We start from the raw sequence: 15,510 nt of genomic DNA, 5'->3' as shown, positions 1-15,510 counted from the left end.
TATTACTTAGGAAATGTGAGGGATTCTATTGGATATGAGGGAAAAGATTGGCGGAAAAAAGAAAGCAGTCATTGCTGTTATAGCGGTACTGGCTGTGGCCTTGGCTGTAGGGTGTGGTGTGTGGTACTCATATGCTACCAGCTATGTAGCTACAGTTGCAGGCGAAAAAATTACCAGTAAAGAGTATAAGTATTTTCTTGGTTCGGTAAAGATTCAAATGGAAAATGATGCCCAACTTGAAGACCAGGCATCAAAAGAGGCTTTCTGGGATTCGAAAATAGAAGGTGTTGATGCAAGAGAGCTTGCAAAGCAAAGAGCTCTTGACAGTTGCAAGGAGTTTAAGATACAGCTTTTGAAGGCAAAGGAAAAAGGATTGTTTTTGAACGACAAGGATATGCAGGAAGTTGAAAATTCGATTACCACACTTCTAAGTCAAATGGCGCAGTTCAATCAGGCGGCGAAGAACACTGGAGTTAAAATCATGTCAGCTGAAGAAATGTTCAAAGATACCTATGGAATCAACATTGAAGAGTATAAAGAGATTTTAAAAGACCTAAGGCTGGTTTTTAAATTTGTGGAAGATGAGCAGAAAAAGATTAGTGTTACTGAAGAAGAACTGGAAAACAGATATAATGAAAATAAAGACACTTTTGATAAAATAACCATAAGACACATAATATTTTATACAGTTAATCCTAAGACAGAAGTTTCCTTGTCGGCAGAGGACAAGCAAAAATTATACGACAAGGCAAAGGATGCTCTTCAGAAAGTAAACAAGGGAGAGGACATGGAAGCATTGGCCTTGGAACTTTCGGAAGACAGCGGTGTTGAGGGAAATAAGGGATTGCTTGAACTCAATTACACCAAGGCAAGTGAGCCTAAATTAGCAGATCTTGTTAAATGGGCTTTCGAACATAAAGTTGGAGATACAGACATAGTAGAGACAGATTATGCATACCACGTTGTAAGATTGGAGAAGAGAACGGAATATAAAGACGTTGTGCAAAATGTTAAAAATGTAATATTGGCAGAAAAATATAATAATATTCTTAAGGAATGGACAGAAGAATCCCAGTACGATTTAAAGGAAAACGAGTTTGCGTTAAGGAGAATAAAAGTTTAATAAAAGAATAAAAAATAGAATTATGACAACAATAAAAGGAGTTGTTTCAAAACGGAATTTTGAAATAGCTCCTTTTTTGCATATTAAAAACTAAAATCAATTAATCTTTTTCTTACCGGTTAGCTTTTGTTTAAACTGCGTAACCAAAACATCCACATCATCAATTCTCATAAAATAGATGATAACAAAGTACAACAATGCACCGCCTATGATTGATATTATAATTGAAATATTGGAGCTAAGAAAGTTTCTAATATATAGATTGGATATATATGCTATTAATCCCATAAGCAATGAGGCCGCCAAAATCTTAAAGAATTTCAAACTCATTGACTTTATTCCTAAAGGGCCTATTTTCTTTCTCAGTGTTACAAACATTAAAATTGTAATGAATATGCCCACTATGCTGGTTGCCAGTGCCAAACCTCCAATTCCTAGGTACTGGGATAAAATTATATTCAAAACAATATTTAATGCCATACCAACAGCTGCGTTAACCGTTGGAGTTTTGGTATCTTTAATAGAGTAAAACACTCTTGCCAAAACCTCTCTGATTCCAAACGCCAGCATACCTATGGAATAATAGAACAAGGATATGGAAGTCATATCTATTGCCGTTCCGTCAAATGCCCCTCTGCCAAACAACAGTACAACTATTTCTCTTGAAAAAATCATGGCGCGACAGTCAGTGGCACTAGTAACAACGTTACTCCGATAATGGATTCCGACAATACTTTTTTTAGTTCTTTCATATTGCTTTCAGCCGCCAATTTTGATATTGCGGGATACATCACCGCAACTATCGAAACAACAAATACACCTTGAACAAAATTATTCAATCTTGATGCATAATTTAAGGCAGAAATTCCTCCTACAGAAATTTGTGAGGCCAAAGTCCTGTCAACAAGCTTGTTAAGTTGGTTTACGGAGGTTCCCAATATAACAGGTAGTGATAGCAGAAACATCTTTTTAATATAGTTGTCAATCTTAAAATCCAGCCTGTGTTTATATCCGGACTTTATTATACTGGGGAACAAAACAATAGTTTCCAACGAGAGGGCAATAAAAGTGCCTAAAGGTAAAATCATAATATTCCAACTTGTACTTGCTATAATAGATGCTATAACTATAAAGTTGTAGGGAAATCCCACTATTGCCGGGATAATAAAATTGTCTTTTATCTGAAGCAGGCTTTTAAAAATATATCCAAGTCCGATAAAATAAATACTTATCGAAATTATTCTGGTAAATTGAACTGCCAAGTTCAGCGTATCATTATCAAAACCGTATGCAAATAGTTTGACTATCTCCTCTGTAAAAATAAATATCAAAAGAACTATTGCTGTAGAAATACCAAAAACTAAATTCACAACTTTGTTTGTAAAAGAGTTTGCGGCATTTGCCCCTTTTTCTGCCAATACATTGTTGTATATGGGAATAAATGTTGTGGCAAGCCCTGTGCCGACAAATGCAAAAATAACACTTGGTATTGTTAGTGCTATTATATAGGCATCGCTTTCATTGCTCACACCGTAAAAGTACGACAGAGTTATTTCCCGAAAGAAACCGAAAAATTTTGATATGATTGTTATAATAACTAATACTATGGCAACTTTCTTCATACTATCCACTACCCTTGTCACATTAATTGTCTTAGAGCATTCAAGTACCCATATTCTACAGCATCGCAGACTTTTTCTATGGTGTATTTCCCGCCAATAGTTTTAATGCAGTTTTCTCCCATTTCTTTTCTTAAGCTTTCATTTACAATCAATTCACTCAATTTATTCGCCAAGTCTTCACAGTTGTTTGGCTCAACCAAGAGTCCATTCTTCCCGTTTTCGGATATTTCCGGAATACCGCTAAGTTTACTGGCAACCCATGGATTACCCATTGCCATTGCCTCAAGTATGGAATTGGGAAACATTTCTCCTCTAACCGAAGCAAGGGTGTATATGTCCAAGGCTGCCTGAATGTTGGGTATATCTCTTCTAAATCCGGTGAAATGCACAAATTCTTCCACGTCCAAATCTTTTGCAAGTGTTTTGCAAGCTTCGAGCTTTTCTCCGTCTCCGACTATCACAACTTTAAAATTTGAGGTTTTCTTAAGAATGTATGGAATTGCCCTTATTAGGACTTCTTGGCCTTTATTATAATTAACTCTTCCCACAGTACCGATAAGAACCGTATCATTTGAAACACCGATTTCATTTCTGAAAATATTTCTGTTACAGTTTGATACATTAAATTTCTCGGTATCCACTCCGTTATAAGTATTTATAATTCTATCCTCTCTTACCCCCGCTTTAATCAGCATCTGCTTTGTAAAATCCGATACGGCAAAAAAAGTGGCCGGATAAAGTCTGTATATTAAATTTCTCCACTGATAACCTTCTCGAATTTCCATGCCTCTGACACTATGGGTAATTGCTGTTTTTCTATTTACGGTCTTTGAAGCCAAATATGCAGTAAAGGCCGCAGCGGCATTATGGCCGTGTATCACGTCAATATTCTCTTCTTTGAGTATTTTTCTTATTTTTATAATATTTTTTATTGTAGAAACGAGGTCTCTTTTATTTATTGCCAATGTGGGTATATCAATGTGCTTGAATTCTTTTTTTATTTCATCGGCAAGGATTCCGCCGCTTGATGCAAAAATTGTATTATGGCCTCTCCGTTTCATCTCACGGGCAATTTCCAAACTCTGTGTTCCGGGACCGTTGTCTCTAAACTCGGATCTGATTTGTAGTATTGTCAGACTTTTCTTCATCGATTTTCACTTCCTCTCTGGTTAGTTTGTAAATTCCGGCATTTAGCCCTACAATTATATAAAAGAGCATGGCTGGTTTGCTGTTAAAAAGAGGATTGTTGAACATACAGTATATGGCCGTGAAGATAATAAGCATTACGGAGGAAAGTGCAATACACTTTCTCATCTCGTGCTTTGTCCTTTTAAAAACATAAATGGAATAGTAAATACTCGTAGCAAAAATTAAAATGTGCAAAACCAATCCCGCAAGCCCCATTTCACTTCCCGTCTGAAGATAAAAGTTGTGGGCGTGGGGATAGATATTTACAGATTGCATATATTGCGGCAGCAAATAATAATACCTCCAGTTGTCAATTCCCACGCCAACCAAAGGATGGTCTTTAATCATCTGTATACTTGCATTCCAAATTGCAAGCCTTTCTGTGTTTGAGAAAGTAGTTGCTTTATTGGTTATTGACAACAGGGTCCTTTGAATGTCGTAGGGCAGTTTATCGAAGTTGAAGTATCCTATAATGAAAATCAAAGCCATAACAAATACTGTTTTGTATTTTTTGTTATAAATAGCAAAGATTCCAAGAGTTGCAACGATCGCAACCAACGAACCTCTGCTGCCTGCAGATATTAACGCTGTAGCGAAAACAATTATAGGAAGGAAATTTAATTTACTGAAAGTTTTATTTTTATCATATAACATTACAATAACAGTTATTAATATGCCCCCAATATAGTATGCAAAATGGTTGTCGGTTTTTAATAAGATTATATATTTTCTAAAATTAAAAAGACCTGTCAAATCAATGAGATTTAAACATGATACGCTTAAAGCGGATACAATAATAAATCGAAAAGCTTTTTCAATAAATGCTTCCTTAAACTCGTAAACCAACACAGTAGCCGTAATACTGATTAAAAAATATGATACGACTATGAGAAGTTCTCTAAAGGATGTTGAAATATAAATTGAATTGAATATACCTAAAAATCCTACCAATATAATAAGGAAATATATAAACGTTAATCCGTTTCTTTCTATTCGAATTTTATATAGCATTAGCAAAAACGACACTATAAATAAAGCCAGGGATTCATATCTGCCTATAATGGGAAGTGTCAGTACAAACAGCAAAAATATCGAATCGCCTGCGATTCTTTTTTTCTTCGAATTGCTTCGAAGAAGTATTCCTATGTTTATAAGACCTATAATAAGAACCGAAAAATAAATTACCTTTGATGCCATGTTTTATCACCTGACTTAAAAAATATACATTTAGAGATACGAAGCTATTGCATTCTTTCTTTTAATATCAAACTTGCAATCTTAAAATCAAATATATCGTCAATGTCAATCGAATTTTCTTTATCCATAATCAAAGCATAACTTTTATCAGAGTAAATATTTTGACAATTTATCAAATACTCAACCTTGACAATATATAAAGCCCCATTAATCCTGTAATAGGTAGGTATGCTTTGCCTTGGGATATTTGCAATATCCGGCCTGATAAAGCCAGCCATGGAATGATTTTTTGGCAAAGTATTCATCCATAACGGCGAATGTTCCGCTTCGCATACTGCTATGACAGAATTCGCAGATTTCTTCTCCATGATTTCATACCCTTTGATAATATCAGTAGAGTTTCTTAGAGGGGAAGTTGGCTGCAGCAAGGCTACTGTATCAAATTCCCGGCCAAGTTCTCTGTATTTTTCTATAACGTATTTAACCGCATCCCATGATGAAGCCGTATCATTGGAAAGTTCCGCAGGTCTTAGAAAAGGAACGTTGGCACCCCATTCTTCGGCGATTTTTGCATATTTTACCGAATCGGTGGATACCGTTATTTCCTCAAACAAACCGGATTCCTTTGCCGCTTCAATTGAATATGCCAATAGAGGTTTTCCGTTGAGCAGTTTAATATTTTTATCTTTCAAGCCTTTAGAGCCGGATCTTGCCGGAATGATTGCTATATTTTTCATATCTCAACCTCAATGTTGTAAAACTCTTTTTTAAGATTTATTTTCTTACTCAATACATATTCTTTAATTACTTCAATTACTTTCTCGGAAGTGTTTCCGTCTCCATAAGGGTTGACAGTTTCTTTTGCTTGTTTGATAAATGAATCTGACAAAGCCTTTCTAATTGCCTGTTTTATTTCCTTTTTAGTAGGATTGCAATTTATGACACTTGTGGCTTGTATTCTTCCTTTTTGCCGTTCACCGATATTTATTGTGGGAATGCCAAAGCTAGGTGCTTCCAGCAATCCGCTTGAGGAATTGCCTATTATCATGGCACTGTGCTTTAGGGCGCTTAGGTAATTAACCATACCTAGTGAAGTAAAGGCAGTAATGTTGTCATTTTCCTCTGTGTATTTATCAATAAGCTGGTTTATAATGCGTCCGTCCGAGTCGGCATTGGTTTTGGTAAATATGAAATTTATATTCTCATATGCCCTGCATGCTTCAAGCAAAGCAGTAATGTGCTTTCTGGAAGTGTTTTCTTCCAAAGTAACCGGATGAAAGCAAGCTATTGCATAAGGCTTACTTAAATCCAGCTTTAATTCTTTTTCCAATTCTTCTTTTGACAGCAGTTTTTCGTTTAGTATATTCTCTATGCCAATGGCCCCCACATTAAACACCCGGTCCGGATGTTCTCCCAACTGTATAACTCTTTTCCTATAGCCTTCCGTACTTGTAAAGTGAAGATAGCTTAATTTGGTTATGGCATGACGGATTGATTCGTCAATAGCTCCTTCCGTTGATTCGCCGCCGTAAAGATGGGCAATGGGAATTCTTTGATTTACGGCTGCCATTGAAACTGCAAGGGTTTCATATCTGTCTCCGAGAACAATCAATAAATCCGGATTAATCTTTTTAAAATAGTCTGCAAATCCAATCATAACAAGACCCATTGATTTGGATATTGCAGACGGTGTATCCGCACTTAACAGAATTTCTATTTTTTCATCGATATGAAATCCGTCTTTCTCTATTTCTTTGTAAGTGAGCCCAAACTCCGGTGAAAGGTGTGCACCCGTTGCCACAATCCTTACATCAAATTCTTTTATTTTATTCAATTTATATATTATAGGTTTTAACAAACCATACTCGGCTCTTGTGGCTGTAAACACGCTTATTACTTTTTTCATAACTCTATCAACTCGTCTTCCTGAAAATCTCTTACGGCTCTTTTCCCGAGTACTTCAAACCATTGCATCGGGCTGATACCGTTACCGGGCCTTTTTACCGTCAAATTTTCTTCAGTGAAAATTTCTCCCTTTTTGATATATCTTTTGGCCACAATGCTTTTGCGGGCAACGCAAATGTTTTTTTTCTCCGATTCTGAAGCTTCTTTGTTCCGTCGCCCAAAGCAATTTCAATATTTCTGATGGATTCTACCATGGCTTTCATTTCGCTTGGCTCAAGACTTGATTTGTGGTCAGGGCCTTCCATATTCTTATCCAAAGTTAAGTGCTTTTCTATAACAGATGCTCCTAATGCAACAGCTGCAATGGCTGCTTCAATTCCTTTCGTATGGTCGGAATATCCTACTTTTACGCCGAGCCCTTCTTTTATTGAGAGCATGGCTCTAAGGTTTACATCACTAAAGGGTGCCGGATACTCTGTCGTACAGTGAAGAACTGTAATTTCTCCGGCACTGTTTTCTTTCAATACCGAAACCGCATTTTTTATTTCATCCATTGTGCTCATACCCGTAGATAGAATGACGGGTTTGTTTAACTTTGCTATTTTTATTAAATAAGGAAGATTTGTAATCTCCCCCGAAGGAATCTTCCACCTTTTCATATCAAAACTTTTTAGAAATTCTATACTTTCAAAATCAAAGGCTGTAGAAAGAAATTCAATGTTTTTATCCTGGCAGTACCTGCCTAGCTTAACAAATTCATCAAACGAGAGTTCATACTTTTTGAGCATGTCATACTGAGATTCTTTTGCTCCTGTTTGCTGCTTTTGGTACTCGGCCTTTAAAGCGTTTTTTGTAACAAGATTCTTAGAGATAAAGGTTTGAAACTTTATACAATCAGCGCCGGCGTCTTTAGCCGCATCTACCAGTTTCTTTGCAAACTCTAAGCTTCCGTTGTGATTTATGCCTGCCTCTGCTATGACAAATACTTTCAAAGTTTCTTCACCTCTCTGCATGGATTTCCATAGGCCATTACGCTATCCCTTATTTCTTTTGTTACAACGCTTCCCATTCCGATTATGCAGTTTGAACCAATGAGGATTCCTTGTTTGACAATGCTATTTGAGCCAATATGGGAATGTTCTCCGATTTTTACTCCTCCGCATAAAACCGTTCCTGGGGCTATATGCACAAACTCTCCGATTTCACAGTCATGTTCGACAATGGCACCGGAATTTATAATTGCTCCCTGACGAATTACGGCACCGGCGTTTACAATGGCTTGTTTGCCGATAAAAACCCCTTTATCAATTTGAGCGTATTTACTCACTTTAGCTGAAGTATCAACTATATTGGGAATTGCAAATCCCATCTCGCACAGAGTATTGAAAATGTTGATGCGCACAGAGGGATTACCTATACTTCCCACAGCAACAAACGCATGACGGTATCCATCCTTGTATAATGAGGGAAGATCCTTGTCATAACCCATTATTGGTATTCCAAGTACGGCTTTCCCAACATTTTCTTTAGTATCAATGATCCCTATATCATCATACTCATTTAAATTAAGAAGGCTGTCTAAAATAGATTTACAGTGCCCCCGCCGCCTATTAGCAAAATTTTTTTATTCATCTTTTTCCAACCTTCTCTTCATTTTTTCCATTTCATCAAACTGTCCCATGTCCATCCAACTATTTTCGCTTATTGGATAGACTCCAATCTTTTCTCCTTCGTTTTTGTATTTTTTAATAATGTCAGGAAATTCAACGGGTTGGTTTTCTTCAAGTTCTTCAATGATTTTGGCTTCGGCAAAATACAGCCCGGTGTTGACAAAGTACACCAGTTCGGGCTTTTCCTTTATATTTTCGATTTCACCCTTGTCATTGATTTCAATAACACCATAGGGAATTTTAATATTCTTTAGCGAGCAAACCATGGTTATCAGATTGTTGTGTTTTTTATGGTAGTTATATATTTTTTCATAATTTTCTTCTATTAAAATATCGCAATTTGAAAGGATAAAGGTGGAAGTAATTTTCCCTTTTAAAAGGCTAAGTCCACCGCCTGTTCCTAAAGGCTTTTCTTCTTCCACGTAATTTACAGAGTAGCTTTTTTCAATATCGCTAAAGTATGCTTTTACGGTATTTTTCTTGTGGTTTAAAATGAGATAAAACTCTTTGCATCCGAATTTGTTAAACCTGTTCATTATATGTTCTGCGATAGGTATTTCACCTATCGGTATTAGCGGTTTGGGAAGTATTTTGGTATATGGATAAAGCCGGGTACCCAGGCCTCCGGCCATGATTACCACCGGAACATCCAGGCTTTTCTTTGGCTCAATTTGCTCATCATTCCAGAGGATGACGGAGACAATATTGCGCTCTTTATCCAGTATGGGCAGGGCCTCAACAGAGTACTTTTTCATATATCCTTTAGCCTTGCTCTTTTCTTCTTCATATAGAAATTTTGGGCTGTAGTTGGCAATTTCCTTAACCTTAGCATCAAGATTTCCTTTCTTTAAAATCCAACGCCTTATATCCCCGTCGGTAACAGTTGCAACAAAGCGGCCTGCATTTATGACAAAGAGGACCTTTTTTGCGACCTTATCCAGTTGTTCCATTGCATTTAGCACCGTTGCTTCTTCATCTATTAAAAAATCTACAACATCCATTGCTCTATACCCCTGCTTGTTTTAAACATTCAACTACATATTCTGCATCTTCTTTTTGAAGATTTGAGCTGCAAGGAATGTTAACTACATGCTCTAAATATTCAAATGCTTTTTCAATCCTGTATGTCTGGTTTGCTTTATAGGGTTTTTGCTCACTAATAAGCCCCCATATCGGTCTTGTTTGAATTTTCTTAGATGCCAGGTATCCAATTACCTCATCTCTGTTTAACGGATAATTTTCATCTATATACAAGGAATAGAACCAATAATTTGGCCTTATGTTATCCTTAAATTCCAAAATCTTTAGTCCATGAATTTTGCTTATTTCCCTTTTGTAAAACTCATAATTTTTTCTCTTTGTTTCTATAAAATGTTCAATTTGCTCCAATTGTGCAAGTCCCAGCGCAGCTTGGATATTTGTCATCCGGTAGTTGTATCCGATTTCATCGTGGATAAAGTAAAGTTCGTCGCATTTTGCCTGGGTTGTGAGGTGCTTTGCTCTCTTTAGAAAATTCTCATTATTCGATACAATCATTCCGCCTCCGCCGGTTGTGATAATTTTGTTTCCGTTAAAGGAATACACACCGGCATCACCGATGGTTCCGGCGTATTTGCCCTTGTATTTTCCGTCAATATAGTAAGTTCCAAGGGCCTCTGTGGCATCTTCTATGACTTTTAGATTGTATTTTTGGGAAAGCTCCATAATGCCTTCCATATCAGCCATATTGCCGAATACATGTACCACAAGTATTGCTTTTATATGCTTCTTTGTAGCCTTATTTATGAGTTTGCCGTCTATGAAACTGCATTCGTTTTCAAAAAAAGCTCTAAGTTTGGCAACATCTAAAGTTAGGGAATCGTCACAATCCATAAATACCGGTTCGGCACCGGTATATTTTACCGGATTTACGGCAGCAATAAATGTAAGGGTCGGAACAATGACTTCACAATCCTTTGAGATACCGCAAACTTGGAGAGCTATGTGAAGTCCGGATGTTCCGTTTTGACAGGAAACCGCACCTTTGCAATTCACATACTCCGAAAGCTTTGATTCAAAGTCAGACACATAAGGTCCGGCAGTTGAAACCCACCCGGATTTGACGACATTTGAGACATATTCAATTTCTTTTCCCATTAAGTTGGGAACCGATAACGGTAACAATTCCCTGCTCACTTTTGCACCTCCGATTAGATGTTGTAAAGGTCGGTTTTGTATTTGTCTAAATTGCATCTAATAAACTCAATGGTCTCTGCCAGGCCTTGCTCAAGGTATAGTTTTGCTTCCAGTTTGTAAGCCTTTTTAGCTTTTCATTAGAACCCAATAGCCTGTTGACTTCACTTTTTTCGGGCCTTAATCTTTCTTCATCACACACGATTTTTGCATTCGGATTAATCTGCCGTATCAGTTCCTCAGCCAATTTACCGATTGATATTTCTTGCTGGCTTGCAATATTGATTTCTTCACCTATGGTTTTGTCTGTTTTGGATATTTCAATAAAGCCGTTTACGGTATCTTTAACGTAATTAAAATCTCTTGTGGGAGTTAATGAACCAAGTTTAATCTCTTCTTTTCCGGAAAGAAGCTGGGTTATGATTGTCGGTATGACAGCTCTAGCCGATTGCCTTGGTCCATATGTATTGAACGGTCTTACTATTGTTATTGGCATGTCAAAGCTCCTGTAAAAAGATTCGGCCAGTCTGTCGGCACCTATCTTTGTAGCAGAGTAGGGGGACTGTCCCTGATAAGGGTGGTGTTCGTCTATGGGGACATATTGTGCCGTTCCGTACACTTCCGATGTAGAGGTAATGAAGAGCCTTGACGTATTAAGGATTCTGGCTGCCTGCAGTACATTCAAAGTACCTTTGATGTTTGTGTCCACATAAGCCTCCGGTGAATGATAACTAAAGGGAATAGCTATCAATGCTGCAAGATGAAAAACTTTATCTATTCCTTTCATTGCTTCGAGAACGCCGTTACAATCCCGGATATCTCCCGTAAATACTTCTATTTCTTTCAAGATTTCTTTAGGAAAAGTATCCAGCCAACCCCAAGAATTGAAAGAATTATAGTACACAAAAGCTCTGACTTTATATCCTTGTTTCACCAATTCTTCTGTCAAATGGCTTCCGATAAAGCCATCGGCACCGGTAACTAAAATTTTGCTCATATTTCTGTCTCCTTTTATGAATATTCAATAACATTGGCAATATTTTGAGCCGCTCTTTTAGGCGGCTTCAGTTTTTTCCTTGCTTCCTTAAGGCGGGCACGCAGATTGTTGTTTTCAAGTAAAAGACTTATAGTATTCTTGAATTCTTCGGTATTTTTGACAAGAAGTTGCGCATCCCAACTTGTCATATTCCACCGGATGTGCATTTTTTGAAAAATTAACGGTTATAAGAGGTTTATCTGCAGCTATAGCTTGTAAACCAACTGTAGAGTAAAAGGTAATTACCAAATCGGACTTACTTAAAATCAAATTGGTATCTTCTTCTTTAAGAATCAATAAATTTGGCGGTAATGTATTCAAATACTTGGTGTATAAATCCATTTGCTCATTGGGATGAGTTTTCCATATGCCCATAAAATTTGTTCTTTTTTCCATAAGCTTAATAAATTCAAGCAGAACATCCTCTCTGTAAGCTATATTGGGCTGGGAGAAAAAAGAAATAACCTTATTAAATCTATCAAGACTATATTTCTTTATAAAATCCCTAAGCTGTTCTTTGGTATAAGTCGGTTCAATATTCGGCTGCCCTGTCACAACTACGTCCTGTTCGTCCATGTTTTTGTTGCTTGAAAGTATGTTTGCTTTGGCATAGCTATTTAATACACACACCTTTGCTTTGTATGGGATTTCTAAATTTTCTCCCAAAAGATCAACTATACGTACCACCTTTATGCCCATTTTATTGGCACTGAAGGCAGCAGCTTTTTCGGCTCTTTTCCCGCATGTGACCACAGTTACATCCGGTTTTTCACAGCTTAATATTCTTTCCATTGAATTAACGGGTAAAAAACAATTTTTGCCGCTTTCGTTAAACAGCTCGACAGCCTTTTCAAAACTCTCAAATTGAACGGACAAATCCCATAGATTCATCCCCAAGTAAACTTTGATTTCCGGCTTATCCAAGCCTGAACCGGCATCAAAATGTTCATCAATAAACATATCTCCGTATTTTAAAATCAATTGAACTTCTTCATCTCTGAACAAATTCAAATAATCCTTGATGCCTTTATATTCAATTTCTTCTTTTTTTAAATCCTTTACGCTGCTTGTTAGGCCAAGGACAGAGACTCTATGGCCCCTTGATTTCAATTCTTTAATAACCGGAATTACACTTCTCACATGGCCTCCGCCGTAAGTTACAAAGAAAACTTCTTTCATGCTTATGTCTCCAGTCCCAGTAATTTTAGGGAGTTTGATATCATAACTTCCGCAATGTCTATGCCTTGTTTCTTAAAGAAGGGGTATGCACTGCCTTTATATCCTGTTACAATTACCGTGTTTAGCTCCAAAACATAAACTTTTTCGCTGCATTCATCAACTATGAAGTCAATTCTTAAGAGCCTGTAAAACCCAATTGCTTAGCAATTTCAACGGCTATTTTGCAAATCTCGGATTCTTTATCCTCGGACATTTTCCTTGAGTAAGCTCCGTCAAATCCTTTTAGCCTGTATTCTTTAGCTTTACAGTAATATGTCACTCCCAGGCTTCGAATGTTTTTCCCGTTGCTTTCCACAGCAACAGTACAGTCATTACCCTTGATATATTCTTCAATCAGTACGACAGTATTGGTTGCCTTTACTTTTTCAATGGCTTCTTTAAGTTCGGCCACCGAATTTGCTTTTACCGGTTGAATGGCATCAACAGAGGATTTTACCACACAAGGAATTGCAATTTTTCCGGTTATTTCATCGATTGAAACGTCTTTATTAACATCTATACTTAAATATTTGGGAGTGGCTATTTCTAATTTTATAAGTTCCTCTTTAAATTTGATTTTATCTTTCGCTAAGAGGCTTTTAGAATAATTGATATTGGTTTTAATTCCGCTTTTCTCCAAAACATCTGCCAGCAGAATAGCCTTGTGGTGTCCTGTTCCTATAATGACCTTGTTTACTTCATGCTCCCTGAAAAAGCCGATAATCTCCTTGTAGTTCGACAAATCCTCAACCAATTCAAAGTCAGCTTTATCCATTCCGGGCTCATTTTTAACTCCTCCAACAATGGCAACCCGATATCCCTTTCTTTTCAATATGTCTGTAAGAGAATCACCGCTATGGCCGGCTATTAATCCAATGCATGTATTCAAAAACATAAGCCCCCTTTTAATATGCTGCCTCTCCAGTCACAACCTTTTTAATTGTCAACAGAATTATTTTAAGGTCAACTAGAAAGGAAGCATCTTCGGCATATTTTAGTTCCCAGTTTCTTTTTTCTTCCCTTGTCAATGTACTTCTGCCCATTACCTGGGCGTATCCTGTTATACCCGGTTTTAAATCGAAAATTCTGCTTTTTAGGTCAGCTTCGCTGTAATTCTCTCTTACTCCGGGTCTGTAACCGACAAGGCTCATTTGACCTAAAAAGACATTTACCATTTGGGGTAATTCGTCTATACTAAGTTTCCTTAAGATTTTGCCAACCTTCGTTATTCTGCGGTCTCCTTCTTTTGTAATTGTGGGTCCGATTTTGTCTGCATTTAAGTACATTGTTCTAAATTTATATACATAAAAATCTTTTCCGCCTTGGCCGACTCTCTTTTGTTTGTAAATGACCGGTCCTTTTGAGTCAATTTTTATAAATATACCGATAATAATGAATAAAGCATTAACAGCATTAGAGCTGTTGCCGAAGCAAAAATATCTATAATTCTTTTAAGAAAAAGTTTATAAAATGTTTTGGAAAAGGGTTCACTTTTTTTTACCTCACTTCCCATATATAAACCCCTCAATCTGTTACACAAGAGTTTTTAATTTTGTCCACCAGCATTTTCAGATTTATCTTGTTTTGCCGGAAAAACTCCTCACTTTTTAAGGAAAGTTCAGCTTCATACTTTCTTATGTCTGCGATGCCTTCTTTAAATGTTTGGCTTATAATATCCAAATCGGAAAGTTCTTTTATGTTACAAAAGCTCCTTGAAAGGATGACCATGGAAGAACCCAATCTATAGTGTTCGGCAAGTATGTTTTCTGCCGGCAAAAGACCTGTTCCAAGCCGTGCCACTCCTCCAAAGCCATAAGGAATAGATTTCTCTTTGATTTTCTTGCAAAGCATTTCAACCGTACCTTCTGACAGCAGTTCAAACATAAATTTCATTTTGTAACCCAAATGCAAATCATTAAGTCCGATATGGATATAATCTATTCCGCTTACGCTTAGTATTGAATCAACATTGTCAACAGCTTGTGGTGTTTCGAGCAAAAGCATGACCTTTGCCCTGTTGTTAACATAACCAACAAATTTATCAACCTCTTCTTTAGTTTTAAAAAAAGGAAGCATCACAATATCTGCTCCATATTCAATCACCGAATCAATTTCGTCCTTTGAGCCTTCGAATATCGGGTTAACACGGACTAAAAGCTCGGATTTTTCCAGTACTGATTTAATTTTTTTCACGTCACTGATCATGTGTTTTGAAATAACAGTGTCAAGATGACCTTGCCTTTTCTCTTTACCGTTAATCTCCAAATCGACAAATATCCAATCGACTCCTGCTTTTTCAGCTATTTTGGCAATTTCAACTTCATTAGTGATATACATAAGCTTCAAAGCCATTCCGGTCATCCTTCCTGCCAAAAGGTT

The 15,510-nt window shown here is 36.9% G+C and carries 16 protein-coding genes and 2 pseudogenes; 1 reads left to right on the top strand and 17 read right to left on the bottom strand.

Translation table 11 applies throughout. The features are described from left to right. Positions 1 to 34: 34 nt before the first annotated feature. Positions 35 to 1,123: a peptidylprolyl isomerase gene (locus JCM21531_RS02130; protein WP_038287120.1), complete on the top strand. Its 1,089-nt coding sequence runs from the start codon at positions 35 to 37 to the stop codon at positions 1,121 to 1,123. Between the two features lie 96 nt (positions 1,124 to 1,219). Here JCM21531_RS02130 and murJ read toward each other — a convergent pair whose 3' ends face one another. From murJ to JCM21531_RS02060, 17 genes and pseudogenes are all read right to left on the bottom strand, one after another. Further along, positions 1,220 to 1,798 (bottom strand): murein biosynthesis integral membrane protein MurJ, encoded by a 579-nt coding sequence (gene murJ, locus JCM21531_RS23450; RefSeq protein ID WP_279378961.1) that lies wholly within the window; start codon positions 1,796 to 1,798, stop codon positions 1,220 to 1,222. Then, entirely contained in the window at positions 1,795 to 2,745 is a 951-nt protein-coding gene (locus tag JCM21531_RS23445; RefSeq protein ID WP_279378960.1) for a lipid II flippase MurJ, read from the bottom strand. The genes murJ and JCM21531_RS23445 overlap by 4 nt, the downstream gene beginning before the upstream one ends. 17 nt (positions 2,746 to 2,762) lie before the next feature. Then, the gene (locus JCM21531_RS02120) at positions 2,763 to 3,893 is read right to left on the bottom strand and encodes a glycosyltransferase family 4 protein (protein ID WP_038287044.1); all 1,131 of its coding nucleotides are present in this window, start codon (positions 3,891 to 3,893) and stop codon (positions 2,763 to 2,765) included. Then, positions 3,850 to 5,130 carry an O-antigen ligase family protein gene (locus tag JCM21531_RS02115; protein WP_038287042.1) on the bottom strand — a complete coding sequence of 427 codons (1,281 nt, stop codon included), beginning with the start codon at positions 5,128 to 5,130 and terminating at the stop codon, positions 3,850 to 3,852. The genes JCM21531_RS02120 and JCM21531_RS02115 overlap by 44 nt, the downstream gene beginning before the upstream one ends. A gap of 44 nt (positions 5,131 to 5,174) precedes the next feature. Continuing rightward, positions 5,175 to 5,867, bottom strand: a complete 693-nt coding sequence (locus JCM21531_RS02110; protein ID WP_038287039.1) for an acylneuraminate cytidylyltransferase family protein — start codon at positions 5,865 to 5,867, stop codon at positions 5,175 to 5,177. Beyond that, on the bottom strand, positions 5,864 to 7,036 hold the full coding sequence (neuC, locus tag JCM21531_RS02105; protein WP_038287037.1) for a UDP-N-acetylglucosamine 2-epimerase: 1,173 nt from the start codon (positions 7,034 to 7,036) through the stop codon (positions 5,864 to 5,866). Before neuC ends, JCM21531_RS02110 begins: the two co-directional genes overlap by 4 nt. Beyond that, positions 7,033 to 7,188 (bottom strand): SAF domain-containing protein, encoded by a 156-nt coding sequence (locus JCM21531_RS20110; RefSeq protein WP_243467080.1) that lies wholly within the window; start codon positions 7,186 to 7,188, stop codon positions 7,033 to 7,035. Before JCM21531_RS20110 ends, neuC begins: the two co-directional genes overlap by 4 nt. Continuing rightward, complete coding sequence (gene neuB, locus JCM21531_RS02100) at positions 7,137 to 8,027, bottom strand: N-acetylneuraminate synthase (RefSeq protein ID WP_243467079.1); 891 nt, start codon at positions 8,025 to 8,027, stop codon at positions 7,137 to 7,139. Before neuB ends, JCM21531_RS20110 begins: the two co-directional genes overlap by 52 nt. Beyond that, a pseudogene (locus JCM21531_RS02095) lies at positions 8,024 to 8,667 on the bottom strand (acetyltransferase). The gene neuB and the pseudogene JCM21531_RS02095 overlap by 4 nt, the downstream one beginning before the upstream one ends. Beyond that, entirely contained in the window at positions 8,660 to 9,706 is a 1,047-nt protein-coding gene (locus JCM21531_RS02090) for a sugar phosphate nucleotidyltransferase (protein WP_038287035.1), read from the bottom strand. The pseudogene JCM21531_RS02095 and the gene JCM21531_RS02090 overlap by 8 nt, the downstream one beginning before the upstream one ends. Before the next feature lie 4 nt (positions 9,707 to 9,710). Then, positions 9,711 to 10,880, bottom strand: a complete 1,170-nt coding sequence (locus JCM21531_RS02085; RefSeq protein WP_038287034.1) for a LegC family aminotransferase — start codon at positions 10,878 to 10,880, stop codon at positions 9,711 to 9,713. A 14-nt stretch (positions 10,881 to 10,894) separates the two neighbouring features. Next, positions 10,895 to 11,874 (bottom strand): annotated as a pseudogene (locus tag JCM21531_RS02080) (NAD-dependent 4,6-dehydratase LegB). Positions 11,875 to 11,988: 114 nt separating this feature from the next. After that, entirely contained in the window at positions 11,989 to 13,092 is a 1,104-nt protein-coding gene (locus tag JCM21531_RS02075; RefSeq protein ID WP_243467078.1) for a CDP-glycerol glycerophosphotransferase family protein, read from the bottom strand. Between the two features lie 2 nt (positions 13,093 to 13,094). After that, positions 13,095 to 13,223, bottom strand: a complete 129-nt coding sequence (locus JCM21531_RS23440) for a hypothetical protein (protein WP_279378959.1) — start codon at positions 13,221 to 13,223, stop codon at positions 13,095 to 13,097. Positions 13,224 to 13,267: 44 nt separating this feature from the next. Continuing rightward, positions 13,268 to 14,020: an ATP-grasp domain-containing protein gene (locus JCM21531_RS02070; protein WP_243467077.1), complete on the bottom strand. Its 753-nt coding sequence runs from the start codon at positions 14,018 to 14,020 to the stop codon at positions 13,268 to 13,270. A gap of 16 nt (positions 14,021 to 14,036) precedes the next feature. Continuing rightward, positions 14,037 to 14,480, bottom strand: coding sequence for a sugar transferase (locus JCM21531_RS02065; protein ID WP_243467105.1), 444 nt, complete (start codon positions 14,478 to 14,480; stop codon positions 14,037 to 14,039). A 175-nt stretch (positions 14,481 to 14,655) separates the two neighbouring features. Beyond that, positions 14,656 to 15,483 (bottom strand): aldolase/citrate lyase family protein, encoded by an 828-nt coding sequence (locus tag JCM21531_RS02060; protein WP_038287118.1) that lies wholly within the window; start codon positions 15,481 to 15,483, stop codon positions 14,656 to 14,658. Between the last annotated feature and the right edge of the window lie 27 nt (positions 15,484 to 15,510).

This window comes from Acetivibrio straminisolvens JCM 21531, from assembly GCF_000521465.1.
GTDB classification, from domain to species: domain Bacteria; phylum Bacillota; class Clostridia; order Acetivibrionales; family Acetivibrionaceae; genus Hungateiclostridium; species Hungateiclostridium straminisolvens.
This window is presented reverse-complemented; position numbering and strand designations above follow the sequence as displayed.

Excerpts from the sequence above, each read along its gene's own strand:
- JCM21531_RS02120 (WP_038287044.1), bottom strand. The coding sequence starts at position 3,893 with ATGAAGAAAAGTCTGACAATACTACAAATCAGATCCGAGTTTAGAGAC.
- JCM21531_RS02115 (WP_038287042.1), bottom strand. The coding sequence starts at position 5,130 with ATGGCATCAAAGGTAATTTATTTTTCGGTTCTTATTATAGGTCTTATA.
- JCM21531_RS23445 (WP_279378960.1), bottom strand. The coding sequence starts at position 2,745 with ATGAAGAAAGTTGCCATAGTATTAGTTATTATAACAATCATATCAAAA.
- JCM21531_RS02075 (WP_243467078.1), bottom strand. The coding sequence starts at position 13,092 with ATGAAAGAAGTTTTCTTTGTAACTTACGGCGGAGGCCATGTGAGAAGT.
- JCM21531_RS02060 (WP_038287118.1), bottom strand. The coding sequence starts at position 15,483 with ATGGCTTTGAAGCTTATGTATATCACTAATGAAGTTGAAATTGCCAAA.
- JCM21531_RS02130 (WP_038287120.1), top strand. The coding sequence starts at position 35 with ATGAGGGAAAAGATTGGCGGAAAAAAGAAAGCAGTCATTGCTGTTATA.
- neuC (WP_038287037.1), bottom strand. The coding sequence starts at position 7,036 with ATGAAAAAAGTAATAAGCGTGTTTACAGCCACAAGAGCCGAGTATGGT.
- JCM21531_RS02090 (WP_038287035.1), bottom strand. The coding sequence starts at position 9,706 with ATGGATGTTGTAGATTTTTTAATAGATGAAGAAGCAACGGTGCTAAAT.
- murJ (WP_279378961.1), bottom strand. The coding sequence starts at position 1,798 with ATGATTTTTTCAAGAGAAATAGTTGTACTGTTGTTTGGCAGAGGGGCA.
- JCM21531_RS02110 (WP_038287039.1), bottom strand. The coding sequence starts at position 5,867 with ATGAAAAATATAGCAATCATTCCGGCAAGATCCGGCTCTAAAGGCTTG.